At 64.5% G+C, this 25,917-nt stretch carries 26 protein-coding genes and 1 pseudogene; 19 read left to right on the top strand and 8 right to left on the bottom strand.

Annotated features, from left to right (window positions below; all coding sequences use genetic code 11):
- Positions 1-260: 260 nt before the first annotated feature.
- Positions 261-848, bottom strand: coding sequence for a PadR family transcriptional regulator (locus CWS35_RS02540; RefSeq protein ID WP_100950596.1), 588 nt, complete (start codon positions 846-848; stop codon positions 261-263).
- A gap of 162 nt (positions 849-1,010) precedes the next feature.
- On the opposite strand from CWS35_RS02540, the gene CWS35_RS02535 reads away from it, so the two are divergent.
- The 4 genes from CWS35_RS02535 (at position 1,011) to CWS35_RS02520 (ending at position 7,037) form a co-directional block, all read left to right on the top strand.
- Positions 1,011-1,427: a nuclear transport factor 2 family protein gene (locus CWS35_RS02535; protein ID WP_100950593.1), complete on the top strand. Its 417-nt coding sequence runs from the start codon at positions 1,011-1,013 to the stop codon at positions 1,425-1,427.
- Between the two features lie 108 nt (positions 1,428-1,535).
- The gene (locus tag CWS35_RS02530; protein ID WP_100950591.1) at positions 1,536-3,323 is read left to right on the top strand and encodes an acyl-CoA dehydrogenase C-terminal domain-containing protein; all 1,788 of its coding nucleotides are present in this window, start codon (positions 1,536-1,538) and stop codon (positions 3,321-3,323) included.
- 137 nt (positions 3,324-3,460) lie between these two features.
- Positions 3,461-4,669, top strand: coding sequence for an acetyl-CoA C-acetyltransferase (locus tag CWS35_RS02525; protein WP_024581801.1), 1,209 nt, complete (start codon positions 3,461-3,463; stop codon positions 4,667-4,669).
- A 142-nt stretch (positions 4,670-4,811) separates the two neighbouring features.
- Positions 4,812-7,037, top strand: coding sequence for an FAD-dependent oxidoreductase (locus CWS35_RS02520; protein ID WP_100950589.1), 2,226 nt, complete (start codon positions 4,812-4,814; stop codon positions 7,035-7,037).
- 79 nt (positions 7,038-7,116) lie between these two features.
- On the opposite strand, the gene gstA is transcribed toward CWS35_RS02520, so the two are convergent.
- Positions 7,117-7,734: a glutathione transferase GstA gene (gene gstA, locus CWS35_RS02515; RefSeq protein WP_024581803.1), complete on the bottom strand. Its 618-nt coding sequence runs from the start codon at positions 7,732-7,734 to the stop codon at positions 7,117-7,119.
- A gap of 130 nt (positions 7,735-7,864) precedes the next feature.
- Between gstA and CWS35_RS02510 the strand changes: the two genes are divergently transcribed.
- The 3 genes and pseudogenes from CWS35_RS02510 to CWS35_RS02500 all read left to right on the top strand — a co-directional run bounded on the left by CWS35_RS02510 (position 7,865) and on the right by CWS35_RS02500 (position 10,560).
- Positions 7,865-8,377, top strand: a complete 513-nt coding sequence (locus CWS35_RS02510; protein WP_024581804.1) for a MarR family winged helix-turn-helix transcriptional regulator — start codon at positions 7,865-7,867, stop codon at positions 8,375-8,377.
- 93 nt (positions 8,378-8,470) lie between these two features.
- Positions 8,471-9,840: pseudogene (locus CWS35_RS02505) on the top strand (glutamate--cysteine ligase).
- Between the two features lie 165 nt (positions 9,841-10,005).
- Positions 10,006-10,560, top strand: coding sequence for a PAN domain-containing protein (locus CWS35_RS02500; RefSeq protein ID WP_024581806.1), 555 nt, complete (start codon positions 10,006-10,008; stop codon positions 10,558-10,560).
- A gap of 47 nt (positions 10,561-10,607) precedes the next feature.
- Here CWS35_RS02500 and CWS35_RS02495 read toward each other — a convergent pair whose 3' ends face one another.
- The 5 genes from CWS35_RS02495 to CWS35_RS02475 form a co-directional block, all read right to left on the bottom strand.
- On the bottom strand, positions 10,608-11,174 hold the full coding sequence (locus tag CWS35_RS02495; protein ID WP_100950587.1) for a nucleotidyltransferase family protein: 567 nt from the start codon (positions 11,172-11,174) through the stop codon (positions 10,608-10,610).
- A 101-nt stretch (positions 11,175-11,275) separates the two neighbouring features.
- Entirely contained in the window at positions 11,276-11,617 is a 342-nt protein-coding gene (locus CWS35_RS02490; RefSeq protein ID WP_100950585.1) for an MmcQ/YjbR family DNA-binding protein, read from the bottom strand.
- A 10-nt stretch (positions 11,618-11,627) separates the two neighbouring features.
- Positions 11,628-12,398, bottom strand: coding sequence for a signal peptidase I (gene lepB, locus CWS35_RS02485; RefSeq protein WP_024581809.1), 771 nt, complete (start codon positions 12,396-12,398; stop codon positions 11,628-11,630).
- Positions 12,398-13,822, bottom strand: coding sequence for a metalloprotease TldD (gene tldD, locus CWS35_RS02480; protein WP_024581810.1), 1,425 nt, complete (start codon positions 13,820-13,822; stop codon positions 12,398-12,400). The genes lepB and tldD overlap by 1 nt, the downstream gene beginning before the upstream one ends.
- A 282-nt stretch (positions 13,823-14,104) precedes the next feature.
- The gene (locus CWS35_RS02475; protein WP_100950583.1) at positions 14,105-14,557 is read right to left on the bottom strand and encodes a helix-turn-helix domain-containing protein; all 453 of its coding nucleotides are present in this window, start codon (positions 14,555-14,557) and stop codon (positions 14,105-14,107) included.
- Positions 14,558-14,677: 120 nt separating this feature from the next.
- On the opposite strand from CWS35_RS02475, the gene CWS35_RS02470 reads away from it, so the two are divergent.
- From CWS35_RS02470 to CWS35_RS02455, 4 genes are all read left to right on the top strand, one after another.
- Entirely contained in the window at positions 14,678-15,070 is a 393-nt protein-coding gene (locus tag CWS35_RS02470) for a DoxX family protein (protein WP_100950581.1), read from the top strand.
- Positions 15,071-15,080: 10 nt separating this feature from the next.
- On the top strand, positions 15,081-15,584 hold the full coding sequence (locus CWS35_RS02465) for a hypothetical protein (RefSeq protein WP_100955961.1): 504 nt from the start codon (positions 15,081-15,083) through the stop codon (positions 15,582-15,584).
- Between the two features lie 35 nt (positions 15,585-15,619).
- Complete coding sequence (locus tag CWS35_RS02460; protein ID WP_100955959.1) at positions 15,620-16,213, top strand: TlpA disulfide reductase family protein; 594 nt, start codon at positions 15,620-15,622, stop codon at positions 16,211-16,213.
- Between the two features lie 161 nt (positions 16,214-16,374).
- Complete coding sequence (locus tag CWS35_RS02455; RefSeq protein ID WP_100950579.1) at positions 16,375-18,282, top strand: DUF4062 domain-containing protein; 1,908 nt, start codon at positions 16,375-16,377, stop codon at positions 18,280-18,282.
- A gap of 54 nt (positions 18,283-18,336) precedes the next feature.
- Here CWS35_RS02455 and CWS35_RS02450 read toward each other — a convergent pair whose 3' ends face one another.
- The gene (locus CWS35_RS02450) at positions 18,337-18,864 is read right to left on the bottom strand and encodes an invasion associated locus B family protein (protein ID WP_024581818.1); all 528 of its coding nucleotides are present in this window, start codon (positions 18,862-18,864) and stop codon (positions 18,337-18,339) included.
- Between the two features lie 485 nt (positions 18,865-19,349).
- On the opposite strand from CWS35_RS02450, the gene coxB reads away from it, so the two are divergent.
- The 8 genes from coxB (at position 19,350) to CWS35_RS02410 (ending at position 25,903) form a co-directional block, all read left to right on the top strand.
- On the top strand, positions 19,350-20,189 hold the full coding sequence (gene coxB, locus CWS35_RS02445) for a cytochrome c oxidase subunit II (protein WP_024581819.1): 840 nt from the start codon (positions 19,350-19,352) through the stop codon (positions 20,187-20,189).
- A gap of 96 nt (positions 20,190-20,285) precedes the next feature.
- Positions 20,286-21,902, top strand: coding sequence for a cytochrome c oxidase subunit I (ctaD, locus tag CWS35_RS02440; RefSeq protein ID WP_024581820.1), 1,617 nt, complete (start codon positions 20,286-20,288; stop codon positions 21,900-21,902).
- Between the two features lie 59 nt (positions 21,903-21,961).
- Positions 21,962-22,900: a heme o synthase gene (locus CWS35_RS02435; protein ID WP_100950577.1), complete on the top strand. Its 939-nt coding sequence runs from the start codon at positions 21,962-21,964 to the stop codon at positions 22,898-22,900.
- 37 nt (positions 22,901-22,937) lie between these two features.
- Positions 22,938-23,102, top strand: a complete 165-nt coding sequence (locus CWS35_RS02430) for a hypothetical protein (RefSeq protein WP_024581822.1) — start codon at positions 22,938-22,940, stop codon at positions 23,100-23,102.
- A 5-nt stretch (positions 23,103-23,107) separates the two neighbouring features.
- Positions 23,108-23,740 (top strand): cytochrome c oxidase assembly protein, encoded by a 633-nt coding sequence (locus CWS35_RS02425; protein ID WP_100950575.1) that lies wholly within the window; start codon positions 23,108-23,110, stop codon positions 23,738-23,740.
- Positions 23,741-23,795: 55 nt separating this feature from the next.
- Entirely contained in the window at positions 23,796-24,692 is an 897-nt protein-coding gene (locus tag CWS35_RS02420; protein ID WP_024581824.1) for a cytochrome c oxidase subunit 3, read from the top strand.
- Positions 24,693-24,755: 63 nt separating this feature from the next.
- A complete protein-coding gene (locus tag CWS35_RS02415; protein WP_029879233.1) occupies positions 24,756-25,142 on the top strand; it encodes a DUF983 domain-containing protein in 387 nt (128 codons plus the stop codon).
- Complete coding sequence (locus CWS35_RS02410; protein ID WP_100950573.1) at positions 25,139-25,903, top strand: SURF1 family protein; 765 nt, start codon at positions 25,139-25,141, stop codon at positions 25,901-25,903. Before CWS35_RS02415 ends, CWS35_RS02410 begins: the two co-directional genes overlap by 4 nt.
- Positions 25,904-25,917: the final 14 nt, after the last annotated feature.

The following is a 25,917-nucleotide window of genomic DNA, read 5'->3' as shown; positions in this document are numbered from 1 at the left end:
TCCGGTCCCGACTCCGGCGCCACAACCTGCGCCCGCAGCCTCCCCGCGCATTCCCGTTAAGAGACAATCGAATTCTGCGCTGGTCGTCTGCTTCAGCTGCTGACTTTTTCCCGTCACGGTAAATAACGGGTTAAGGAATGCGGCCGCAGGGCCTTAAAGTTAGGGAATCCGGGAACCTGTTGCGCCGGATCAGGACACGGCTATCGTTTTTAGGCAAAGTCGATTTTGTTTCGCGCCATAGCCGGGCGGCACGGCAGCTTCTAGCCGTTGCTCCCGCGCTTGCCGTCGTCGATCGGCAGCACATGGCCGCGGCCCGATATCGCCGACAGCGCGTCGAGCGCCTCCTCGCACCATTCCACCACGACGCGCTCATGGCGCATCCCGAGACGCAGGCTGAGCATCTTGCCGACGTCGGCCGGCGGCGCTGTGCCGTCGGGGAAGCGTTTGTTGAGCAGGCGTTCGTAGCGCTCATAGCGGTCGCGGTGATGCTCCAGCCGCGCCATCAGGTCGTTGCGCAGCGGCGCGATGTCGACGCAGTCGAGCGCATAGAGCCGTACCAGCAGGTCGTCCTTGATCGAGGGCGGAACGCTTGGTCTTGCCGCCCAGTGCTTCAACGCCGCGCGGCCCTCGGTGGTCAGGGTGTAGACCAGCTTGTTGGGCTTGCCGGACTGCACCACCTCGCGGCCCTGGACGTGGCCCTTGTCGCGCAGCCGGGAGAGCTCGCGGTAGATCTGCTGATGGTCGGCCTTCCAGAAGAAGCCGATCGAGGCATCGAACGTCTTGGCGAGCTCGTAGCCCGTCATCGGACGTTCCGTGAGGCAGGCGAGGATTGCGTCACCGAGTGCCAACGCCCACCTCCATCTCAGTTCCCAAATCGGCCATTCCCGAGTTCGCTTGACTTTATGCGTTAGTGTGCATATGCGTCAATATGCATATGGTGATCGGCGCGCCGGCTCGTCGCGCGCGGCCGATGTTCAGGCTTCCTAACCCCGCCGCAGGAGACGTCCGAAATGAGCAAGCCGGGCCTCGACAAGTGGTACGCCTACATGAAGTCCCACGACACCGCCGCTTTGTGGGATCTGCTGCATCCCGACGCGGTGTTCGAAAGCCCGGTCGTGCATACGCCGCAGCGCGGCCGCGACATCACCTTCAAATATCTCACCAGCGCCGCCAAGGTGCTCGGCGGTCCGACCTTCAAATATCTCGGCGAATGGAAGAACGACACCGGCGCGGTGCTCGAATTCGAGAACGAGATCGACGGCATCAAGCTCAACGGCGTCGACATCATCACCTTCGATGGTGACGGCCGGATCACGCATTTCAAGGTGATGGTGCGTCCGCTCAAGGCGATCAACCTGCTGCATCGGATGATGGGCGAGGAGTTGATGAAGCAGGGCGGCGCTACGTCGCAATCACAGTCTCGCTAGGCCCTGCCGCGGACCTCCGGAACCGGATAAGGTCCGCTGCAACAAACCCAAGGACAAGCTGCAGAGCGTCGGCCGTACCTGCGGCCACGAGCCAGCCGGGAGATCAGCATGCCAACCTACAAAGCCCCCGTCGAAGACGTCAGCTTCCTGTTGAACGACGTTTTCCAGATCGATCGCTACGGCAATCTTCCCGGCTTCACCGATGCGTCGGCCGATGTGCGCGAGGCGATCCTCGGCGAGGCCGCCAAGCTCAGCGAGGAGGTGCTGCAACCGCTCAATCGCACCGGCGATCTCGAGGGCTGCAAGCGCAATGACGACGGCAGCGTCACCACGCCGAAGGGCTTCAAGGACGCCTTCAAGCAGGTCGCCGAGGGCGGCTGGCTCGGCCTGTCGGCGCCGACCGAGTTTGGCGGCCAGGGCCTGCCGGTGACGCTGTCGCAGGCGGTCAACGAATTCCAGATCTCCGCCAACATGGCGTTCTCGATGTATGGCGGCCTGACCATGGGTGCGACCGCGGCCCTGCTGGTGCACGGCACGCCGGAGCAGAAGAAGACCTATGTGCCGAAGATGATCGCCGGCGAGTGGACCGGCACCATGAACCTGACCGAGCCGCAATGCGGCACCGACCTCGGCCTGCTTCGCACCAAGGCGGTGCGCCAGGCCGACGGCAGCTTCAAGATCACCGGCACCAAGATCTTCATCTCGGCCGGTGAGCACGATCTCACCGAGAACATCATCCATCTCGTGCTGGCGCGCATCGAAGGCGCGCCGGCCGGCATCAAGGGTGTCTCGCTGTTCGTCGTTCCCAAGGTGCTGGTCAACGGCGACGGCTCGTTGGGTGCGCGCAACGGCGTCAGCTGCGGCTCGATCGAGCACAAGATGGGCATCCACGGCAATTCGACCTGCGTGATGAACTACGACAACGCCACCGGCTGGCTGATCGGCGAAGAGAACAAGGGCATGCAGGGCATGTTCGTGATGATGAACGAGGCCCGCCTCGGCGTCGCCGTGCAGGGCCTCGCGCAGTCCGAGGTCGCCTACCAGAACGCGGTCGCCTACGCCCGCGAGCGCTTGCAGGGCCGTTCGCTGACCGGCGCCAAGGAGGCTGACAAGCCCGCCGATCCGATCATCGTGCATCCCGACGTGCGCCGCACGCTGCTCACCATCCGCGCCTTCAACGAGGCGGCGCGCGCCATGGTGGTGTGGACCGCGCTGAAGAGCGACGTCGCGCACCGCTCCAACGATCCGAAGGACCGTCAGGCTGCCGATGATCACATGGGCCTGATGACGCCGGTGCTGAAGGGAGTCCTGACCGACACCGGGTTCGCCAACACGGTGTCCGCACAGCAGATGTATGGCGGCCACGGCTATATCGCCGAGCAGGGCATGGAGCAGTTCGTGCGCGATGCGCGCATCGCGATGATCTATGAGGGTGCCAACGGCATCCAGGCGCTCGACCTGGTCGGCCGCAAGCTGCCGCGCGACGGCGGCCGTGCCGCGATGGCGTTCTTCGGCGAGGTCGGTGCTTTCGCCAAGGAGCATGGCGGCGACGAGGCGATGAAGCCGTTCATCACGCCGCTCTCGACCGCGCTCGGCCATCTGCAACAGGCCACCGGCTGGCTGATGCAGAACGCGCTGACCAAGCCCGACAATGCCGGCGCCGCCGCCACCGACTACATGAAGCTGTTCGGCCTGGTCGCGCTCGGCTACATGTGGGCCAAGATGGCCAAGGTCGCGCAGGACAAGGCCGCGGCCGGCGCCACGCCCTATCTCAACACCAAGCTCGTCACCGGCCGCTTCTACATGGAAAGGCTGCTGCCGGAGACCGCCGTGCATCTGGCCCGGATCCAGAGCGGCAGCGCCACCACGATGGAATTGGCCGCGGAAGCGTTCTGAATCGTTTCCCAGCGAAGTGGATACCGGTTCGCGTGAAGACAACGCGTCAAATGAGAAAGCCTTGAAAATTGCCGCCGCAGTGCTGCGGCGGCGCTTCTTTCCGTATATATTATGATCCTCATATCAAGGAGGGCGTCATGCCTGAGGCATACATCTACGATCACGTTCGTACCCCGCGCGGCCGCGGCAAGGCCGATGGCGCGCTGCACGAGGTCACCGCGCTGGCGCTCGCCACGGTGCCGCTGAAGGCGCTCAAGGAGCGCAACAATCTCGCCGAGGATTCCGTCGACGACGTCGTGCTCGGCGTGGTCGATCCGGTCGGCGAGGCCGGCTCCGACATCGCCCGTTTCGCGGCGCTGAACGCCGGCCTCGGCGAGAAGGTGCCGGGCGTGCAGATCAGCCGGTTCTGCGCCTCCGGCCTCGATGCCGTGAATTTCGCGGCGGCCCAGATCATGGCCGGCCAGCATGAGCTCGTGATCGGCGGCGGCGCGGAATCGATGAGCCGCGTCGGCATCGGTGCCTCGGGCGGCGCCTGGCCGATGGACCCCTCGATGGCGGTGCCGGCCTATTTCATGCCGCAGGGCATCTCGGCCGACCTGATCGCCACCAAATACGGTTTCTCGCGCGACGACGTCGACGCCTATGCGGTGCAGAGCCAGCAGCGCGCGGCGAAGTCCTGGGACGAGGGCCGCTTCAACAAGTCGGTGGTGCCGGTCAAGGACATCAACGGCCTGACCATCCTCGCCAAGGACGAGCATATGCGCCCGACCACGACGATGCAGTCGCTGGCGCAGTTGCAGCCGTCATTCGCGGCGATGGCCGCGATGGCCGGCTTCGACGCGGTGGCGATCCAGTCGCATCCCGAGGTCGAGAAGGTCAACTACGTGCACCACGCCGGCAACTCCTCAGGGATCGTCGATGGCGCCGGCGCGGTGCTGCTCGGCAGCAAGGAAGCGGGTGCCAAGCTCGGGTTGAAGCCACGGGCGAAAATCCGCGCCTTCGCCAATATCGGCTCGGAGCCCGCGATGATGCTGACCGGCCCGGTCGACGTCACCGAGAAGCTGTTCGAGCGCTCCGGCATGAAGAAGTCGGACATCGATCTGTTCGAGCTCAACGAAGCCTTCGCCTCGGTGGTGCTGCGCTACATCCAAGCCTTCGATATCGACAATGCCAAGATCAACGTCAACGGCGGTGCGATCGCGCTCGGCCATCCGCTTGGGGCGACCGGCGCCATGATCCTCGGCACCGTGCTCGACGAGCTCGAGCGCACCAACAAGGAAACCGCGCTGGTGACGCTGTGCATCGGCGGCGGCATGGGCACCGCCACCATCATCGAGCGAGTGTAACGAAAGCAGGGTGGGTTAGCCGAAGGCGTAACCCACCATGTCACCACGAAAAGGTGGCGGGTTACGCTTCGCTAACCCGCCCTACGGTCCGAGACACCATCGCCGCGCCTGAGATCGGCTGCCGGCATCGAGGGAGCACAACATGGCTTACAAGAATTTCAAGTTCGACGTCGACGCCGACGGCATTGCGCTCGTCACCTGGGACATCCCGGGCCGCTCGATGAACGTGTTCGACGAGGTCTCGACCCAGGAGATCGGCGAGATCATCAAGCAGACCACCAGCGATGCCGCGATCAAGGGCGTCGTGATCACTTCGGCGAAGGAGGCGTTCTGCGCCGGCGCCGATCTCTCGATGCTCGAGGGCATGAACCGCGCGTATGCGCAGCTCCTCAAGGAGAAGGGCGAGGAAGCTGCGAACCAGATGCTGTTCGAGCAGAGCCGCCAGATGTCGCTGTCGTTCCGCGCGATCGAGACCTCGGGCAAGCCGTGGGTCGCCGCGATCAACGGGCTCGCGCTCGGCGGCGGTTTCGAGATCACGCTGGCCTGCCACTACCGCGTCGCGGCCGAGAACCCGAAGACCCGGCTCGGCCTGCCCGAGATCAAGGTCGGCCTGTTCCCCGGCGCCGGCGGCACCCAGCGCGTGCCGCGTCTCGTGCAGCCGGCGGATGCGATGCAATTGCTGCTCAAGGGCGAGGCGGTCAATCTGACGCGTGCCAAGGCGCTCAACCTGATTCACGCCGTGGTGCCCGCGGCCGACCTGATCAAGGCCGCCAAGGACTGGATCAAGGGCGGCGGCAAGGCCGTTGCGCCGTGGGACGAGAAGGGTTTCAAGCTGCCCGGCGGCCCCGTCTTCTCCAAGATGGGCATGCAGATGTTCCCGGCCGGCAACGCGATCTATCGTCGCGAGACCTACGACAATTATCCGGCCGCGCGCGCCATCATGAGCTGCGTCTATGAAGGCCTGCAACTGCCGATCGACGCCGCGCTGCGGGTCGAGTCGCGCTACTTCGCCAAGGTGCTGCGCTCGAAGGAAGCGGCGGCGATGATCCGCTCGCTGTTCCTGTCGATGCAGGAGCTGAACAAGGGCGCCCGCCGCCCGGCAGGCGTGCCACCCACCAAGGTCAAGAAGCTCGCCGTGATCGGCGCCGGCTTCATGGGCGCCAGCGTCGGCTACGTCTCGGCGCAGGCCGGCATCGACGTCGTGCTGGTCGATCGCGATCAGGAGAGCGCCGACAAGGGCAAGGGCCACGCCAAGACCGTGGTCGACGGGTTGATCGCCAAGGGGCGGATGAAGCAGGAAGCCGCCGATGCTATCCTGGCCCGGATCTCGGCAACGGCCGACTACAACGTGATCGCGGACTGCGACCTCGTCATCGAGGCGGTGTTCGAGGACCGCAAGGTCAAGGCCGACACCTATGCCAAGGCGCAGCCGCTGCTGAAGTCGGGCGCGATCTTCGCCTCCAACACCTCGACCCTGCCGATCAACTCGCTGGCCGAGGAGTTCAAGGACCAGGGCAAGTTCATCGGCATCCACTTCTTCTCGCCGGTCGAGAAGATGATGCTGGTCGAGATCATCCTCGGCAAGAACACCGGCGACGTCGCGCTGGCCACCGCGCTCGACTATGTCCGCGCGATCGGCAAGACGCCGATCGTGGTGAACGATAGCCGCGGCTTCTTCGCCAATCGCTGCGTGATGCGCTACATCTCCGAGGGCAACGAGATGCTGCTCGAAGGCGTGCCGCCGGCGATGATCGAGAACACCGCCAAGATGGCCGGCATGCCGGTCGGGCCGCTGTCGCTGCAAGACGAGGTCGCGCTCGATCTCGGGCTGAAGATCACCAAGGCGACCGAGGCCGATCTCGGTCCCAACGCGATCGACCAGGCGCAGAAGAAGCTGATCGTCGAGATGGTCGAGAAGCAGGGCCGCTTCGGCCGCAAGAACGGCAAGGGCTTCTACGACTATCCCGAGAAGGGCAAGGGCCAGAAGAGCCTGTGGCCGGGGCTCGCCGCGCTGCAACCGAAGCAGCTCGATCCGGATACGCTCAGCGTCGAAGAGTTGAAGCAGCGCTTCCTGGTGGTGCAGGCGGTGGAAGCCGCGCGCACCGTCGAGGATCACGTCATCACCGACGTGCGCGAGGCGGACGTCGGCTCGATCCTCGGCTTCGGCTTCGCACCGTTCACCGGCGGCGCGCTGTCCTATATCGACTTCATGGGCACCAAGAACTTCGTCGCGCTCTGCCACGCCTTCGAGAAGAAATACGGCTCGCGCTTCACGCCGCCGAAGCTGCTCGAGGAGATGGCCGCCAAGGGCGAGACCTTCTACGGCCGCTTCCCGCCGAAGAAGCAGGTGGCGCAGGCCGCGGAGTAGTCCGGGCCACAAGCGTGCAGTACCAACAAAAAGGGCCGGATCATCGATCCGGCCCTTGGCATGTCTGCCCGGCGAAAACTCAGGCCGCCTTCAGCAGGCCTTCCTTCTTCAGTGCTTCCTGCACCTTCGGGCGCGCCGCGACGCGGGCCTTGTAGGCCATCAGGTTCGGCAGGCCGGAGAGGTCGAAGCCGAGCCGGTCTTGCGCCCACATGATCATGGTGAACAGGTAGCCGTCGGCGACCGTGAACTGGTTGCCCATCAAATAGTCGTGCCCGGCGAGCTGGCTCTCGACGTATTTGAACTTGCCCATGGCGCGGTCCTTGAAGAATGCCTTGGCGTCGTCGGCGAGCACCGGGGAGAACATCGGGCCGAGATTCTTGTGCAGCTCGGTCGTGATGTAGTTCAGCCATTCGAGCAGCTTGTAGCGCTCGTTGGAATCGCGGGCCGGCGCCAGCTTCTTGTCGGTAGCCCTGTCGGCAATCATCTGGATGATGATCGGCCCTTCGGTGACCATCTCGCCGGTGTCCAGCGCCAGCGCCGGCACCTGGCCCTTGGGGTTCACTTGCAGGAAATCGTCACCGTTTTCGAGCTTCTTGGCACGCAAATCGACCTTGACCAGGTCGTAGGGCAGGCCGGCTTCGAGCAGGGCGATGTGTGGCGAGAGGGAGCAGGCACCGGGGGTGTAATAAAGCTTCATGGGGGTATTCCTTCCCTTGTTCTTGGCGTCCGGAGAGGGATTGCCTACATGCACCTGCATGAAATAGTCAAGATTGATGCAGATGCATTCAGTGCGGTACACTGGGTTCCGGGACCTTATGGGCTAGACGATGAAACGCAAGCTATCGAGCGAGGCGACGGCCGCCTGGATCCGCCTGATGCGGGTGCCGAGCCGGGTGCTGGACTGCGTCGAGCAGGACCTGAAGAAGGCCGGCTTTCCGCCGCTGGCCTGGTACGACGCCCTGCTCGAGCTGTCGCGCGCGCCGTCCGGCGAGCTGCGCCCGGTCGAGCTGGAGCGGCAGATGCTGATCCCGCAATATTCGACCTCGCGGCTGATCGACAAGCTGGTCGACGAGGGGCTCGCCGCCCGTCGCGAATGCAAGATCGACAAGCGCGGCCAGTTCGTCGAGATCACCGAGGCCGGTCGCGAGTTGCAGAAGAAGATGTGGAGCGCCTATTCGGCCGCGATCGACAAGCATGTCGGCTCCAAATTGTCCGATGCCGACGCTGAAAGGCTGTGCGGTCTGCTCGACCGTCTCGGCTGCTCCTGCGGCGATGCCAAGGGCGACGTCAAGAACGATACCAAGGCCGCGCCGGCGCGAGACGGCGTGCCTGCCCGATGATATTGCTGATCCCATCATCCGCGGCCGCTCTGGCCCACGGATGTCCCTGCCACCGCGCGCCTTCGATCGAAGCGCCCTTGAGTTGGATTTCGTATGGCGCGTGACCAGATCGACATGACGCCGCTGCAATCGCGCGACGAGCTCGTGGCGTGGATTGAAGCCGGTGTGAAGCCCGAGTCCGAATTCCGGATCGGTACCGAGCACGAGAAGACGCCGTTCACGCTCGAAGGCCACCAGCCGGTGCCCTATGAGGGCGCGAAGGGGATCGGCGCGCTGCTCGAAGGCATGAAGCTCCTGCTCGGCTGGGAGCCGATCATGGAGCGCGGCAACATCATCGGACTCTACGACGTCACCGGCGGCGGCGCGATTTCGCTCGAGCCGGGCGGGCAGTTTGAATTGTCCGGCGCGCCGGTCGAAACCGTGCATCAGACGCAGTCGGAGTTGATGGCGCACCTGGCGCAGGTGCGGGAGATCGCAACCCCGCTCGGCATCGGCTTCCTCGGTCTCGGCATGACGCCGTCCTGGTCGCGCGAGCAGATTCCCGTGATGCCGAAGGGGCGCTACAAGATCATGCGCAACTACATGCCGAAGGTCGGCAAATACGGCCTCGACATGATGTTCCGGACCTGCACGGTGCAGACCAATCTCGACTTCTCCTCCGAAGCCGACATGGTGAAGAAGCTGCGGGTGTCGCTGGCGTTGCAGCCGATCGCGACCGCCTTGTTCGCCAACTCGCCGTTCACCGAAGGCAAGCCCAACGGCTTCCTGTCGTTCCGCTCCGAGATCTGGCGCGACACCGACAATGCGCGCTCGGGCATGATCCCGTTCGCGTTCGAGGACGGCATGGGCTACGAGCGTTATGTCGACTACGCGCTCGACGTGCCGATGTATTTCGTCAAGCGCGGCGAGGAATATATCGACGTCTCCGGCTCCTCGTTTCGCGATTTCTTCGCCGGCAAGAATGCCGCCTTCCCGGGCGAGCGCCCGACCCTGTCGGACTGGGCCAACCATCTCTCGACGATCTTCCCGAGGTGCGGCTGAAGCGTTACCTCGAAATGCGCGGCGCCGATGGCGTGCCGTGGGGCCGGTTGCCGGCGCTGCCGGCGTTCTGGGTCGGGCTGCTCTACGACAATGACAGTCTCGATGCTGCCTGGGACATCGTCCGGCACTGGACCGCGCCGGAGCGGCAGGCGCTGCGCGATGACGTGCCGCGTTTCGGTTTCAAGTCGCGGATCAAGGACCGCTATCTGTTCGAGATCGCCAAGGAGTGCCTGGTGCTGTCGCATGCCGGATTGCGGCGGCGCGGCCGGATCGATCATCTCGGCCGCGACGAAAGCCGTTTCCTCGAACCGCTCGAGCGCATCATCGAGACCGGCCGCTCGCCGGCCGAGGAGATGCTGGAGAAGTTCAACGGTCCCTGGAAGGGGTCGGTCGAGCCGGCCTATCAGGAGTACGCCTTCTAATCTTTTTCGTTTCCGATTGTATCGGAACGGGGGTTCTGGGCGTGCGCGCGGACGGCGGTGTCGTCGCACCTGCCGTTGCCTCGCCGTTCATCAGCCGTACAGGTTCATGGCGTTCAAATGACACCCGCGGGATGCGCGGGGCTGTGCGAATTTGAAAGCAATCTCATGGGGATAGGCCGCCTCTTTAGGGCGAGTGTGGTGATGTTCGCGGTGCTTGTGGCCGCCTTCGCCGCACGCCCGGCATTGGCGCAGGCCAATTTCGACCGTCCCGGCGGCGATTACCTGAACGCGCCGGTGAGTTCGGGCGATCCCGCCGATTGCGCGTTGACCTGCGAGCGCGATCGCCGTTGCCGCGCCTGGAGCTTCAACTATCCGACCGACGCCAACAATGGTGCGGTGTGCTGGCTGAAGAGCAGCGTGCCGCCGCGGGTGCAGGACAATTGCTGCGTCTCCGGGGTGCGCGGCGCGGGCGTGGTCGAACCGCGCAATGGCGCCATTGAAACCTCGATCGACCGCCTCGGCGGCGACTACAAGAACTTCGAATTGAAGAGCAGCGATGGCGACGAGGCCTGCCAGGCCGCCTGCACCGCCGACAACAAATGCCGTGCCTGGACCTACGCCCGGCCCGGCTATGCCGGCCGCGACGCGCATTGCTTCCTGAAGAAAGAGATCAAGCCGCCGCGGCGGAAGGCAGGGTTCACATCAGGCGTGGTGCGGTAGGCGCCACACACCCGTCTGTCGTCCCTGCGTCCGCAGGGACGAACGGGTTAGTCCACCTCAATCACCGTGATCTCCGGCCACAGCGCCTTCCATCGCTCAGCCTTCTTCGCGTAATTCGCCGCCGAAAAATTCGCGGTCCGGTTCGGCCGCACGATCATGGCGGCGACATCGTCGAAACCTCTCGGCGCATAGACGTCGTAACCGCTGGCGCTGCGGCGGATGCCGACCTGCACGTTCGTGCTGAGGAAGCGGTCGATTCCGTCGGTCGAGCACGACAGCGCAGGGTAGGGCACGCCGTGCTTCTCGGGATACCAGAGATGGACCCGGGCCTGATTGCGCACCTCGATCGCGGCGCCGAGATGGCCGAGCCGCGCCGTGAGATCGCGGATCACGGCGTCCTCGGCTTCCCATGACGTGTCGGAATCGAAATAGAACACGTCGTAGTCGCTGATGCCGTGATCGAGCGGCCGCTGCGTCAGCACGTTCCACACGCTCTGCACTAGGCAGCCGGCCACCAGCCACGCATCGGGCAGCGCGCGGCGGTCGAGTTCGTCGATGATCGCGCGGTTGGCCGGATTGCGCAGCGCAGTGGTGAGGAATTGGTCAGCGGTCATGCTTCATTTTCCTCCGTCATTGCGAGCGCAGCGAAGCAATCCATCGATCCGCAATGCCGTGACATGGATTGCTTCGCTGCGCTCGCAATGACGAGAAGCCATTACCCGATCGCGTCAAAATCCCTGACTGCCTTCTTCGATGCCAGCGCGCGCCACTGCCGGCGCAGCAGAGGCTCGACGGTCGAACGCCTGGCCTTCGACAGGCGGATCAGCACGGTCGGATAATCGCGGTAGTGATCGGTGAAGTAGAAGACCCTGGGCTGGCTTTCCACCAGCATGTCGCGCTCATCCGGCGGCACGCCCGGCATCACCAGGCTGTCGCCGTCCTCCTTCAGCCGCGCCAGCATCTTCTTGCGCACCTTCAGCGCCGGCGTGCCGTAGGACGAGCCATCCTCGACCTCCGGCCACGCCAGCACCAGGGTCCTGACGTCGTCGAAGGTCACTTGGGCCTGCTCACTGCACCGAGGTGAAGAAGCGCGCGAGGCGGAAGCCGGACAGCCAGGTCCAGACCGGCTGGCTGCGGATGCCCATGTCCCAGGAGCCGACCACCGCATCGGCGCGGCCGATCAGATTGTCGATCGGCAGCAGGCCGACGCCGCCGTCGCGCACCGGCACGCGGCTGTCGGCGGAGTTGTCCCGGTTGTCGCCGAGCACGAACAGCTGGCCCGGAGGCACCGTCACCTCGGCCGTGTTGTCGAGCCGGCCGTTGTCGCGGATCTTGAAGATCGCGTGGCTGACACCGTTCGGCAGCGTCTCGATATAGCGGTTGGCATCCTCGCCGCCGCCGCGATCGTCCTCGGCAAAGCCGGCGCCGTCGGGCTTCAGCGCCGCCGGATGATCGTTGATGAAGAGCTGGCCCTGCCGCATCTGGATGCGATCGCCGGGCAGCCCGACCACGCGCTTGACCCAGGCCTGCGAGCGGTCGCCCGGCCAGCGGAATACGACGACGTCGCCGCGCTTCGGCGTCTCGCCGAACACGCGGCCGGTTTCCGGCAGCGTGATCTGGATCGGCAGCGACGCCGCGCCGTAGCCATAGGGATATTTCGAGGCGACCAGCGCGTCGCCGATCAGGAGCGTCGGCTCCATCGAGCCCGACGGCACGTAGAACGGCTCGGCGATCGCGCCCTTGGCGAGGAACACGACGGCCACGATCGCGGCCAGCTGCACGGCCTGTCCGCGCCAGCTCGTCGTCTTGGCCGCCACGACTTCGTTTCCGCTGCTCACTAGCCTGTTCCTCCAACCGTAATCCGTTCCATGCGCAACGTCGGCTGGCCGACGCCGACCGGCACACCCTGGCCGTTCTTGCCGCAGGTGCCGATTCCCGTGTCCAGCGCAAGATCGTTGCCGATCATGGTGATCCTGTGGAGATCGGTCGGCCCGTTGCCGATCAGCATGGCGCCCTTCAGTGGCGCGCCGAGCTTGCCGTTCTCGATCTTGTAGGCCTCGGTGCACTGGAACACGTATTTGCCCGAGGTGATGTCGACCTGGCCGCCGCCGAAATTGGCGGCATACATGCCGTTCTTCACCGAGGCGATGATCTCGGCCGGGTCGCGGTCGCCCGCCAGCATGTAGGTGTTGGTCATGCGCGGCATCGGCACATGGGCATAGCTCTGCCGCCGTCCGTTGCCGGTCGGCTTCATGCCCATCAGGCGGGCGTTCTGGCGGTCCTGCATGTAGCCGACCAGGATGCCGTCCTCGATCAGCACGGTGCGGTTGGTCGGCGTGCCCTCGTCATCGATCGAGAGGGAACCGCGGCGCGAAGCCATGGTGCCGTCGTCGACCACGGTGACGCCCTTGGCCGCGACCTGCTTGCCCATCAATCCGGCAAAGGCCGAGGTCTGCTTGCGGTTGAAATCGCCTTCGAGCCCGTGGCCGACCGCCTCATGCAGCATCACGCCGGGCCAGCCGGCCCCGAGCACCACGTCCATCTCGCCGGCCGGGGCCGGCACTGATTCGAGATTGACCAGCGCCTCGCGCAGCGCGCCGTCGGCGGCGTCGCGCCAGGCCTTGGTCTCGATGAAACGCGCATAACCCTCGCGGCCGCCATAGCCCTTGCTGCCGCTTTCCTGGCGGTCGCCCTGACCGGCGACGACGGAGATGTTGACCCGCACCAGCGGGCGGATGTCGCGGTAGCTCTCGCCGTCGGGCCGCAGGATCTCGACCACTTGCCAGGTCGCGGTGAGGCTGGCGGAGACCTGCCGCACCCGCGGATCCTTGTCCCTGACATAGGCGTCGATCTCGCCGAGCAGCTTTACTTTTGCTTCGAATGCCGGGCCGTCGAGCGGATTCTCGTCGCCATAGAGCTTGACGTTGGTGTGCGAGGGCGCCGCGGCGAACGTGCCGGCATAGCCGCCGCGGACCGCCGCCACCGCATCCGCCGCGCGGATCAGCGCCGGGATCGAGACGTCGGAGGAATGCGCATAGCCGACCGCATCGTCCTTGACCGCGCGCAGGCCAAAGCCCTGCGAGGTGTCATAGGTCGCCTGTTTCAGCCGGCCATTGTCGAACACCAGCGCCTCGGTCTGCCCGAACTCGAGGAACAACTCGCCGTCGTCGGCGCCCTGAAGTCCGCGCGACACCTCGCGGCGGACGGCGTCGCGGTCCAGATTGGCGCGATCGAGCAGGGAGGTCGTGGCGGGATTGGTCATGGTCACTCCGACGCAGTGCGATGTCTTGGCGATGTCTTGGCAATTCCTCGTCATCCTTGCCTGAAGCGCAACTGATTGCCAGTGGGGACCCGGAAGCAGGGATTTCGGGTGATTGAAGCAGAGACGAGCGGAAAACTCATCTTACAACCCGGAAACCTGCGCCGGTTCCGATTCAGGCCCGGACGGCGACTGCTCAACATAGTGTTTAGGGTGGCAAACCGGGAGTGCCTGCGACGGTGACGTCGGTCACGGCAGCTGCTCGGGATCCTCACCTTGTCGTCATCAGCCGGCGCGCCGGCCGGCCTTGCGGGGCTGGTCCTCCGGCTCGGCTTCCGCGCCCGACGGCGCCGGCTGCGCGGCACTCCCGGTCGAGGTCGGGAAGCCGTGCTCCTGCGACCAGCGGTAGAGTTCGTCGAACACCGGCTTGAGCGCCTTGGCGGACGGCGTCATCTCGTACTCAACCCGCGGCGGCACCTCCGGATAGACCGTGCGCTTGACGAGGCCGTTGGCCTCGAGATCGCGCAGCTGGGTGGTCAGCATGTGCTGCGTGACGCCGGGGATCGCCTGTCGCAGCTCGCCGAACCGGCGCTTGCGTTCGACCAATTGCCAGAGGATGTCGCCCTTCCATTTCCCGGCCAGCACGGAAAGCGCGCGATGAAATTGCGCCGCCAGGTCGCCGTTGCACGGCTCGGGCGCCGCCGGAGGCTCGGTAAGTCCAATAGTCTGTTTTTCCATACTACCTCACAAAAAGCATCCTACTTGTTCTTTTCATCTTACTCCCGAATTTAGCCTGTCGAAAGCCATGGGCAGGGGGGCGGCCCGGTCCGGTCCATTCGAACAATTGGGGAGTCATCCATGTCAGTTGCTGTTGCCGCGGCGCCGTCGCGCTGGAAATCCGTCAGTCTCTGGGTGGTCAGGGGCGTGCTTGCGCTGGCCTTTGCCGCTGCTGGCGCCGCCAAGCTTTACGGCGTGCCGATGCTGGTCGCGGAATTCGAGCATCTCGGGCTCGGCCAGTGGTTCCGCTATTTCACCGGATCGCTGGAGCTTATCGGCGCCATCCTGATCCTGCTGCCTCCGGTCGTTGCCTTCGGCGGCGTGCTGCTGAGCTGCATCATGGTCGGCGCCACCATCAGCCATCTGTTCGTGATCGGCGGCTCGCCGGTGCCGGCCCTCGTGCTGCTGACCTTGAGCGCGATCGTCGCCTACGCCAAACGCAGCCAGTTCGCCTTGCTCGCGAGCGTGCCGTGAGGTGGCCGCGATGCGCGTCTCTCGCCGCCTCCTGACGCTCGCCGCAGCGCTTGCGCTGGCCTTCGCGGTGCCGTTCGCCGTGACCTTGCTGCTCACCGGATCGGTCGCCGCGGTCTCGAAACCCGAACCGAAGAAGCCCGAGCCGCGGGTGCATCATGTGGTGCTGCCGATCAACAGCGACGACCCGACCACGATGCGGGCGCTGATTTCGACCGCGCTCAACCTCCCGAAATACTACCGGGAGCGCAACGAGCCGTTCGCGATCGAGGTCGTTGCCTACAATGCCGGCGTCCACATGCTGCGCGCCGACACTTCGCCGGTGAAGGACCTGCTGCGGGTGGTGCGCGGGCTCACGCCCGACATCCGCTTCGTGGTCTGCGAAGCCACCAAGCTCGGCATGGAGCGCGCCGAGGGACATCCGCTGGTGCTGCTCGACAATGTCGACCTGGTGCCGAACGGGCCCGGACGCATCATCGAATTGCAGGAAGCCGGCTGGTCCTACATCCGGTCGTGAACGACGCAGCCCTCAAGCCAAGCGGAGAGCCCGGCATGACTTCTGTTCGCGCCCCGACACGCCGCGCCGTGGTCGCCGGCATGATCGGCGCCGGCGCTTCGCTCGCCCTGCCGGCGCGCGCCGCGTCGGGACCGCCGCAATTCGGCACCATCCGGCACCAGTTCACGCTCGTTCAAGGCGCTTATCCAGTCCCGCGAGTGGCGATTCCCTCGCTGGCCGGCGGCGCGATCGATCTCGCCGCGTTTAAAGGCGGGCTGGTGCTGCTGAACTTCTGGGCCACCTGGTGCGCGGCGTGCCGGACCGAGCTGCCGATGCTGGACCGGCTCGCATCCGGCGGCCGCAGCGATCTTACCGTCGTCGCGGTCAGCACCGACCGCAACCGCGCGCTGGTGGCGCCCTACGTCAAGCAGCTCAAGCTCCGTCATCTTGCGATCGGCTTCGATCCCGGCGGTCTCGTCTCGCGCGTCGGCGCTGCCGAGATCGAGACCCCGTTCGCGCTCTACGGCATGCCGATCTCGTTCCTGATCGGCGTGAGCGGACAGGTCGAGGGCTACATGACGGGCGAGGCGGACTGGCTGTCGGCGGAGGCGGGCGCGTTGTTCGATTATTATGCGAGGGGTGGGCGATAGACCTGACCTATTTTCCAGCCGCAGCCCAACGGTGGGTTTGTACGGAAGGTTGTGCGAGCCGCTAGGCTATTCCGTTGCGTGTCGGAAAGTCTTCGAGGTAATCTCCCGGAGTTGCCAGGGGGCGCGTTCATCGCGCCGCGCGGATATTTGAGACATTTTCAATGCCCGATACGAAGTCGGATGAACCCAAAGACTTCAAGGCGATCATGCTGTCGAGCACCTTCAACGACCTGAAGGAGCATCGGGCGAGGGTGATCGAGGCGATCCAGAAGCTGGGCTACGCGCCGCGGGTGATGGAATTTTCCGGGGCGCAGGCTGAAGCGGACGTGATCGATACGTCTTTGGCGATGGTCCGCGACGCCTTTGCGTACGTCTGTGTGATTAGCCACAGATACGGCCAAACACCGGTCGATCCTGAACGAAATCCGGATCGGCTCTCGCTGACTGAACTTGAGTTCAATGAGGCGGCGCGACTTGGACGGCGCATCTTGTTGTTCATCATGAGTGATGAGCATCCGGTGATGCAAGCGGGCATCGAAGCCGATCCGGAGAAACTCAAGAAACTCGATGCGTTTCGCGAACGTGCGAAGCAGGTGAACGACGGTAGCAAGGTCAATCGCGAATATGCGACGTTCGACGATTTGGCACAATTCTCGACCGTTGTAGACAAGGGCATCAGAAATCTTGTTGGATATTCGCAAGAAGCCGTAACGACAAAGAGTGAGCTGCCTCCATTGAGGGAGCTTTCACTCAATCAGTTGAATGAGCTCCGACGTGGAGCTGAGGCAAGTCCAGCTGGACTGAGATCGCCACCTGGGAGGGAATTGGTTTCGATAGGCCGGTCGCCATTGGATGATGGAGCCTTCGAGTTGAGGAGCAGCCGTCCTTCATCGGGATCGCTGCCTCCGCCGCCTTCGCCAGCCTCGTTTCCCTCATCGAGGGCGCCACCGCCCGACGATGATGTCCAAATCTCACCAGCATCGCCTTCTGACAGCGCCAGGCCGCCCGCACCATCGAGCAAGTGGGTGAACTCGCGTGTGGCAGGATGGGCCCTTCTCGTCGCATCGATGACCGCTCTAACTGGCTTCTGGTTCTCAAGCGAGTTTGCGCACGTTGTGGCCGCCTTGGCCAAAGGGATTACATCCGTCGCGACTTCACTGCTCGAACTGGTCCGCTCCGCCGCAACTCCATCTCCCTCATGGCGCCCGAGAACATCCTCAGCAGATGTTGTCGATGCCAGTGCCTTTTCTCCAGAGGAGTGTGCGCCTGGTGAGACGATTCTCGTACAGATATTCTTTCATCGCCGAAGCCGGGCGTCTGCAGCGCGAAAGCGTGCGCAGGAATCAGATCGTCAGGCAACACGCCGGAGTGTTTGCACTTTTGAAACGGCGGTAAAGCGCGGCCAACGCCTTGGGGTGAAGTTGGAATCGCAGGATTTTTCGATCGACGCGTCAGAGCAGAGCGTCGTCTGGCGAGGCGAGTTATGTGCGTGTCCGTTCAGCGTCACCCTAAGCAGGGAACCAACAGGCCGAAGCGGTCAGATTTCCGCGAACTTTTTTCTCGATGGCGTGCCGATCGGCATTCTCAAATTCAGCGTGACGGTCGCCTCACCCGCGAGAGATTCGCGGGCGCGGGTGCAATTGTGCGGCGATAGCTCGAGACACTTCGAATACGCTTTCCTGTCGTACTCGAGTCGAGATCGGCTCGAAGTCTTGCAGTGTGCTCAGGTTCTCGAAGGCGTTGGTATCAACTTCTTTCTCGATGCAGTGTCACTGAGGAGTGGGGAAATCTGGCAGCGGCGTCTTTTTGAGGAGATCGACCGAAGCGACATGTTCATGTTGTTCTGGTCGAAGAACGCCGAAGAAGCAGAATCGAAGTGGATTGAGCGTGAAGTAACCTACGCGCTCAACCGTCAGGTGACCTCGAAAGACCAACTGCCATGCTTCAGGTCGACGTTTCTTGGCGGTGACAAGCCAACCCGGCCTGCCTGGCTTCCGGGGCATATTCAGTTCGACAACGCGTTGCGCCGCCACTTGTTGGCAGCAAGGCACGACCAGGACGATCAATGAGGCTTCGCAGTTCGGCGGTCGCATCGTGCCTTGGAAAAGGGGGCAAATCTCCCGCTACGGCAGCTTGTCATACCCCTCCGCCAGCCCGTTCAGGCTGAGCGGAAACCCGATTCCCTCTTCGGGGGTCTCGAAGATGATGAACGTCGCGGTCTTGGCGTTCTTGAGCTGGCCGAGCAGCTTGTCGTCCATCACGACCTCGGCGACGCAGCCATTGGGCAGGCATCGGACGAAGCCGGCGCGGCCGACGTCCTGGTTGTCGAGCTTCAGCCCGAGGCCGGAGGGCAGCAGCACGCCGAGCGGGGCGACCACGCGCATCAGGCGGCTCTTCTGGTCGGCGGTCTTCAGCACGATCACGGTCAGGCCGGCATTGGAGCGGTCTTCGGCTACCACGCTCTGGATCAGAGCGCATTGCTCGGCCTGGGCGCCCGGCGGGGTGTCGCAGCGGATCTGCCAGTCGCCATGGACCGAGCGGACCGCGCCTTGCGCGTTCGCCGCCTGGGTGAGGCCGAGAGAAAGAGCCAGAAACAGCAGCCCGCCGAGCCAGCCGGCCTTTCGTCCTGCCTGAATGTTCGAAGCGCCCATCCGGGTCGATCCTTTGAGATGTTTGGCCAATCCGGCCATTCCGGCCGCCGGTAGCACGCGCAAGTCGACTGATACCGCAATAGGGCGCCTTGAAGGCGATCTTGGAGCCATTCCCGCGCCGGATTGGGGCAGCTCGCAGCGAATCAGGTTCCTGTGGGCTACCTCGCCTGTGCCTACATCCGGTAATCCGCCTGTCAACACCATGCGGCCGCCTTTCGGCGACTTTCGCTTGATTTCGCGGGAAAAATCGCAACCGGCAGGTTCATCGCAGGCGCATGGCTTTCGACCCTACTACTGCATTGCGAGCGCCTGCGAATTATGGTTTGAGAGGCTGGATTTCGACGCGTTCTAGCGATCTGGCTCCCGTACCCACCTTGACTCGAAGACGGGTATGTCCGGAAGGCCGTTTGTCAGGGCGGATCGTGCTGCATCTCTGGTCCAAATACCGGGGTGTGTTGGGGAATTATCAAGGGAGCGCGAACGGCATGAAGATGTCGATTGGCCGGTTGGGCAGGCAGTTGGCGGGATTGGTGGTGGCGGGCATGGCGTTGGTCGCCGCGGGACCGGCATCCGCCGAAATGGGACAGCCGGCGCCGTGGGAGCACACGCTGCAGGAAGCCGCGACCCCGGTGATGGAAAACATCATCTGGTTCCACAATTTCCTGCTGGTGCTGATCACCGTCATTACGCTGTTCGTGCTGGCGCTGCTGGTCATCGTGGTGGTGAAGTTCAATGCTCGCGCCAACCCGGTCCCCTCCAAGACCACCCACAACACGCTGATCGAAGTGGCATGGACGCTGATCCCGGTGCTGATCCTGGTCGGCATCGCGGTGCCGTCGTTCCGCCTGCTGTTCCTGGAGCTCGACGTGCCGAAGCCGGACCTCACCGTGAAGGTCACCGGCAAGCAGTGGTACTGGTCTTACGCCTACCCGGATAACGGCAAGTTCGAGTTCGACTCGCTGCTCGACAAGGACAAGCAGCCCCGCCTGCTCGGCGTCGACAACGAGATGGTGGTCCCGGTCAACAAGGTGGTGCGGATCCAGACCACCGGCGCCGACGTGATCCACTCGTTCGCGGTGCCGGCCTTCGGCGTCAAGATCGACTCGATCCCCGGCCGCCTCAACGAGAGCTGGTTCAAGGCCACCAAGACCGGCGTGTTCTACGGCCAGTGCTCGGAGCTGTGCGGCAAGGACCATGCCTTCATGCCGATCGCGGTCAGGGTCGTCAGCGACCAGGAATTCGCGACCTGGGTCGAGGGGGCGAAGAAGAAGTTTGCGACCAACCCGGCGAATTCCTACGCCTCGGCTGGTCAGGCGGCGCAGTAAGTCCCAGGGCCTGAGGGCTGAAGGCTTACGGCGCGGATGGAATAAGGGCGACGGGACCGCGAGGTCCGAGAGGGACTGCAAGGCAGGATTTTGAACATGGCGACAGGCGCAGCGACACACGACGATCACGCCCATGATGATCACGCCCACCATCCGACCGGATGGCGGCGTTATCTCTACTCCACGAACCACAAGGATATCGGTACGATGTACCTTATCTTTGCGGTGATCGCGGGCATCATCGGTGCTGCGATGTCGATCGCGATCCGTGCCGAGTTGATGTATCCGGGCGTCCAGATATTCCACGAGACGCACACCTATAACGTGTTCGTGACCTCGCACGGCCTGATCATGATCTTCTTCATGGTCATGCCGGCGATGATCGGCGGGTTCGGCAACTGGATGGTGCCGCTGATGATCGGCGCGCCAGATATGGCGTTCCCGCGCATGAACAACATCTCGTTCTGGCTGCTGCCCGCCTCGTTCGCGCTGCTGCTGCTCTCCACCTTCGTCGAGGGTGAGCCGGGCGCCAACGGCGTCGGCGCCGGCTGGACCATGTACGCGCCGCTGTCGACCTCGGGCCACCCCGGACCGGCGGTCGATTTCGCGATCCTGTCGCTGCATCTTGCCGGTGCGTCGTCGATCCTCGGCGCCATCAACTTCATCACCACGATCTTCAACATGCGCGCGCCGGGCATGACCCTGCACAAGATGCCGCTGTTCGTCTGGTCGATCCTGGTGACGGTGTTCCTGCTGCTGCTGTCGCTGCCGGTGCTCGCCGGTGCGATCACGATGCTGCTGACCGACCGCAATTTCGGCACCACCTTCTTCGCCGCCGACGGCGGCGGCGACCCGGTGCTGTTCCAGCACCTGTTCTGGTTCTTCGGCCACCCCGAAGTGTACATCCTGATCCTGCCGGCCTTCGGCATGGTCAGCCAGATCGTCTCGACCTTCTCGCGCAAGCCCGTGTTCGGCTATCTCGGCATGGCCTACGCCATGGTCGCGATCGGCGGCATCGGCTTCGTGGTGTGGGCGCACCACATGTACACCGTCGGCATGTCGTCGGCGACGCAGGCCTATTTCGTCGCCGCCACGATGGTGATCGCGGTGCCGACCGGCGTGAAGATCTTCTCCTGGATCGCCACGATGTGGGGCGGCTCGATCGAGTTCAAGGCGCCGATGATCTGGGCGGTCGGCTTCATCTTCCTGTTCACCGTCGGCGGCGTCACCGGCGTCGTGCTGGCCAATGCCGGCGTCGACCGCGTGTTGCAGGACACCTACTACGTGGTGGCGCACTTCCACTACGTGCTGTCGCTCGGCGCCGTGTTCGGCATCTTCGCCGGCTGGTACTACTGGTTCCCGAAGATGTTCGGCTACATGTACTCGGAGCGTATCGCCAAGGCGCACTTCTGGTTCACCTTCGTCGGCGTCAACCTGGTGTTCTTCCCGCAGCACTTCCTCGGTCTGTCGGGCATGCCGCGCCGCTATGTCGACTATCCGGATGCGTTCGCCGGCTGGAACCTGATCTCGTCGTACGGTTCCTACATCTCCGGCTTCGGCGTCCTGATCTTCATCTACGGCGTGATCGATGCCTTCGTCCGCAAGGAGCAGGCCGCAAACAATCCGTGGGGTGCGGGTGCGACCACGCTGGAGTGGACGCTGACCTCGCCGCCGCCGTTCCACCAGTTCGAAGTGCTGCCGCGCGTGCAGTAAATTTAAGGCCGCGGCGCACCCTGGGTGCGCCGCGCTCTCTTAAGAAGCGAGACCTGATCTTGTCGGTTGTCGATCACAATGCCATCGAGTTGCCCCGGATCTCCGAGGCCGAAGTGGGCGATTACATCGCGCTGTTGAAGCCGCGCGTGATGTCGCTGGTGATCTTCACCGCGCTGGTCGGTCTGATGATCGCGCCTGATCATGTGCATCCGGTGCTGGCGTTCACCTCGATCCTGTGCATCGCGGTCGGCGCCGGCGCGTCCGGTGCGCTCAACATGGCCTATGAGGGCGACGTCGACGCCCTGATGACGCGGACCGCCAACCGGCCGATCCCGCGCGGCCGGATCACCCAGACCGAGGCGGCCGCGTTCGGCATCACGCTCGCCTTCTTCTCGGTGATGACGCTTGGCATCCTGGTCAACTGGGTGGCGGGCGCGCTGCTCGCCTTCACCATCTTCTTCTATGCCGTGATCTATACGATGTGGCTGAAGCGCTGGACCGCGCAGAACATCGTGATCGGCGGCGCCGCCGGTGCGCTGCCGCCGGTGGTGGCATGGGCCGCCGCGACCGGCTCGCTCTCGGTCGAGCCGATCCTGCTGTTCCTGATCATCTTCTTCTGGACCCCGCCGCATTTCTGGGCGCTGGCGCTGTTCCGCAGCGACGACTATGCCCGCGCCGGCATCCCGATGCTGCCAGTGGTCGCCGGTCCCGACGCGACCCGCTTGCAGATCCTGCTTTACACCATCGTGCTGGTCGCAATCGCGCTGGCGCCGTGGCCGCTCGGCTATTTCGACGCGATTTATGGCGTCACCTCGCTGGTGCTGGGTGCCGGTATGCTGTGGCTCGCCATCGAGGTCTATCGCCGCCGCGAGGGCGCTGCGGCGAACCGCGCCACGCGCCGGCTGTTTGCGTTCTCGATCCTTTACCTGTTCGCGCTGTTTGCCGTTCTCCTCGCCGAGGTGGTGGTCCGCGCGGTTGTGCCTGTCTTGATCGGATAGGGACGCCGGGGGCAAGATGGGGGCGCATGGGATATCAATGGACGAGAAAAACGAACCAGAAGGCATCGTCCTCACCGAGGCGCAGCTCAAGAGCCGCCGCCAGCGTTCGATCGCCATTGCGCTCGCGCTCGGCGTCATGGTGCTGCTGTTCTTCGCCGTCACCCTCGTCAAGGGGCCGGCCGTGCTGGTGCGGCCGCTGTGAGTGAGATGGAGCACCAGGCACCACAGCAAGGCGAGCGCGGCAAGGTCACCCGTCGCACGCTGACGCGCGACGCCCTGGTCGCCTCGATCTGCGGCTTCGTCGTGGTGCTGATGGTCGGCGCCTCCTACGCGGCCGTGCCGTTCTACAACTGGTTCTGCCGCACCACCGGGTTCAACGGCACCACCCAGGTCGCGACCTCGGCGCCGACCGATAAGCCGCTCGATCGCACCATCACCGTCAGCTTCGATTCCAACGTCGCGCCGGGCCTGCCCTGGAAGTTCGAACCGGAGCAGAACAAAATCGACGTCAAGATCGGCCAGGTCGTCACGGTCTACTACACCGTGACCAACCAGTCGGCACGCACCACCACGGCGCAGGCGTCCTACAACGTCGCCCCGCTGACCGTCGGCGCCTATTTCCAGAAGATCAACTGCTTCTGCTTCACCGAGCAGACCATGGCGCCCGGCGAGAAGCGCGAGATGGCGGTGGTGTTCTATGTCGATCCGGCGCTGGCCAAGGACAGCGAGAACGACACGCTGAAGGACATCACCTTGTCGTACACTTTCTTCCCCGTGCGCGACCCCGCGCCGAAGCCCGTGGCGGCCGGCGAGGTGGAGCAGCGCAAGGGCGGCGGCTAGTTTTGGAATTTCAAGATTAAGACGTGCCTTGCGGCACGCGAATGGAGAGACGGCAATGGCTGAGGCGCAAGTCAAGCATCACGACTATCATCTCGTCGACCCGAGCCCGTGGCCGGTGGTCGGCTCGATCTCGGCCTTCGTCATGGCGTTCGGCGCGATCGGCTGGATGCACCACATGTACTCCGCCGCGCCGATCGTGTTCGGCCTCGGCACCATCGGCGTGCTCTACACCATGGCAGGCTGGTGGGGCGACGTGATCAAGGAAGCCCAGTACAAGGGCGACCACACCCGCGTGGTGCAGATCAGCCACCGCTACGGCATGATCCTGTTCATCGCCTCCGAAGTGATGTTCTTCGTCGCCTGGTTCTGGGCCTTCTTCAACTCGGCGCTGTTCCCGGCCGATGCGGTGCACGCCACCCGCGACGCGGTGTTCGGCTGCGGCCCCGGCACGGCGATGGGCGCCTGCTCGGTCCCCGGCACCTGGCCGCCGAAGGGCATCGAGACCTTCGATCCCTGGCATCTGCCGCTGCTCAATACGCTGCTGCTCCTGACCTCGGGCACCACCGTCACCTGGGCGCACCACGCGCTGCTGGAGAACGACCGCCAGGGCCTCAAGCAGGGCCTGATCCTCACCGTGATCCTCGGCGCCTGCTTCACTTGCGTGCAGGCCTATGAGTACGCCCATGCGACATTCTCGTTCGGCGGCAACGTCTATGGCGCGACCTTCTTCATGGCGACCGGGTTCCACGGCTTCCACGTGCTGGTCGGCACCATCTTCCTGCTGGTCTGCCTGATCCGCGCCTATGCCGGCCATTTCACGCCGAAGCAGCACCTCGGTTTCGAGTTCGCCGCCTGGTACTGGCACTTCGTCGACGTGGTGTGGCTGTTCCTGTTCATCTGCATCTACGTCTGGGGCCACGGCGCCGAGGCAATGGCGCACGGCGCACACTAATCTGAGGCCGACGTGCTAAGAGGGGGCGGCCCGATGGCCGCCCCTTTGCTTTTGAAGAGACCGATGACCGACACCCCGCCCACCGTGACCGACAGCGCCTTGCGCGGCATCGCCTGCCGCTGCCCGCGCTGCGGCAAGGGCAAGCTCTATGCCGGCTTCCTGACGCTGGCGCCGCGTTGCGAGTCCTGCGGCCTCGACTTCGCCTTCATCGATGCCGGCGACGGGCCGGCGATCTTCGTCATCATGCTGGCCGGCGCCATCGTGGTTGCGGCGGCGCTGATCGTCGAGGTGAAGTACCAGCCGCCGTTCTGGGTACATGCCGCGCTGTGGCTGCCGTTGATCGTGGTGACCACGATCCTGCCGCTGCGTTCGATGAAGGCGCTTTTGATCGCGCTGCAATTCCACCACAAGGCCGCCGAAGGCCAACTGATCGAGCGCGACCCGAAATGAATGAGACCACCACGACCCGTCGGCCGAGCGCGGCCGGCTTCGGCCTGTTCACGTTGATCCTGATCGCGGTGTTCATCGCCCTCGGCGTCTGGCAGTTGCAGCGCCGCGTCGAGAAGCATGCGCTGATCGCGGCGCTCGACGCTCGGCTCGCCGCGCCGACCGAGGCGCTGCCGCCACCCTCGGCATGGCCGACGCTGACCTCGGCGAAGGATGAATTCCGCCGCGTCACCCTGACCGCGACCTACGCCAAGCTGCCCGATGCGATGGTGTTCAGCTCCGGCTCCGGCGTGCGCGACGACATTTCGGGCCCCGGCACCTGGGCGTTCCTGCCGGCGAAGCTCGCCAGCGGCGAGACTGTCGTGATCAACACCGGCTTCGTCCAGAACACGATGCAGGACCGTGCCTTCGAGGATCGCGTCACCGGCCGCCTCGTCACCGGCGCGCCGGTCGAACTCACCGGCTATATCCGTTATCCCGAGCCGCCGGGCCGGCTGACGCCGAAGGAAGATGCATCGAAGCGGCTGTGGTTCGTGCGCGACCATCGCGCCATGGCGCAGGTGCTCGGCTGGGGCGAGGTCGCGCCGTTCTATATCGATCTTGCGGCGCCGGTGCCCGACAGCGGGACGCCGAAGCCGGGACCTCTGAAGGTCCACCTCAAGGACGACCACATGCAATACGCCATCACCTGGTTCTCGCTGGCCGCCGCGGTCACGATCGCCTTCGGCCTGTGGTGGCGCGGCCAGCGGCGCAGGGGTGCTTGAGACTCAGTCTTGCA

This window comes from Bradyrhizobium sp. SK17, assembly GCF_002831585.1.
GTDB lineage: Bacteria > Pseudomonadota > Alphaproteobacteria > Rhizobiales > Xanthobacteraceae > Bradyrhizobium.
Note: the sequence above shows the minus strand (reverse complement) of the source record. Positions and strands in the feature narration are given on the sequence as shown.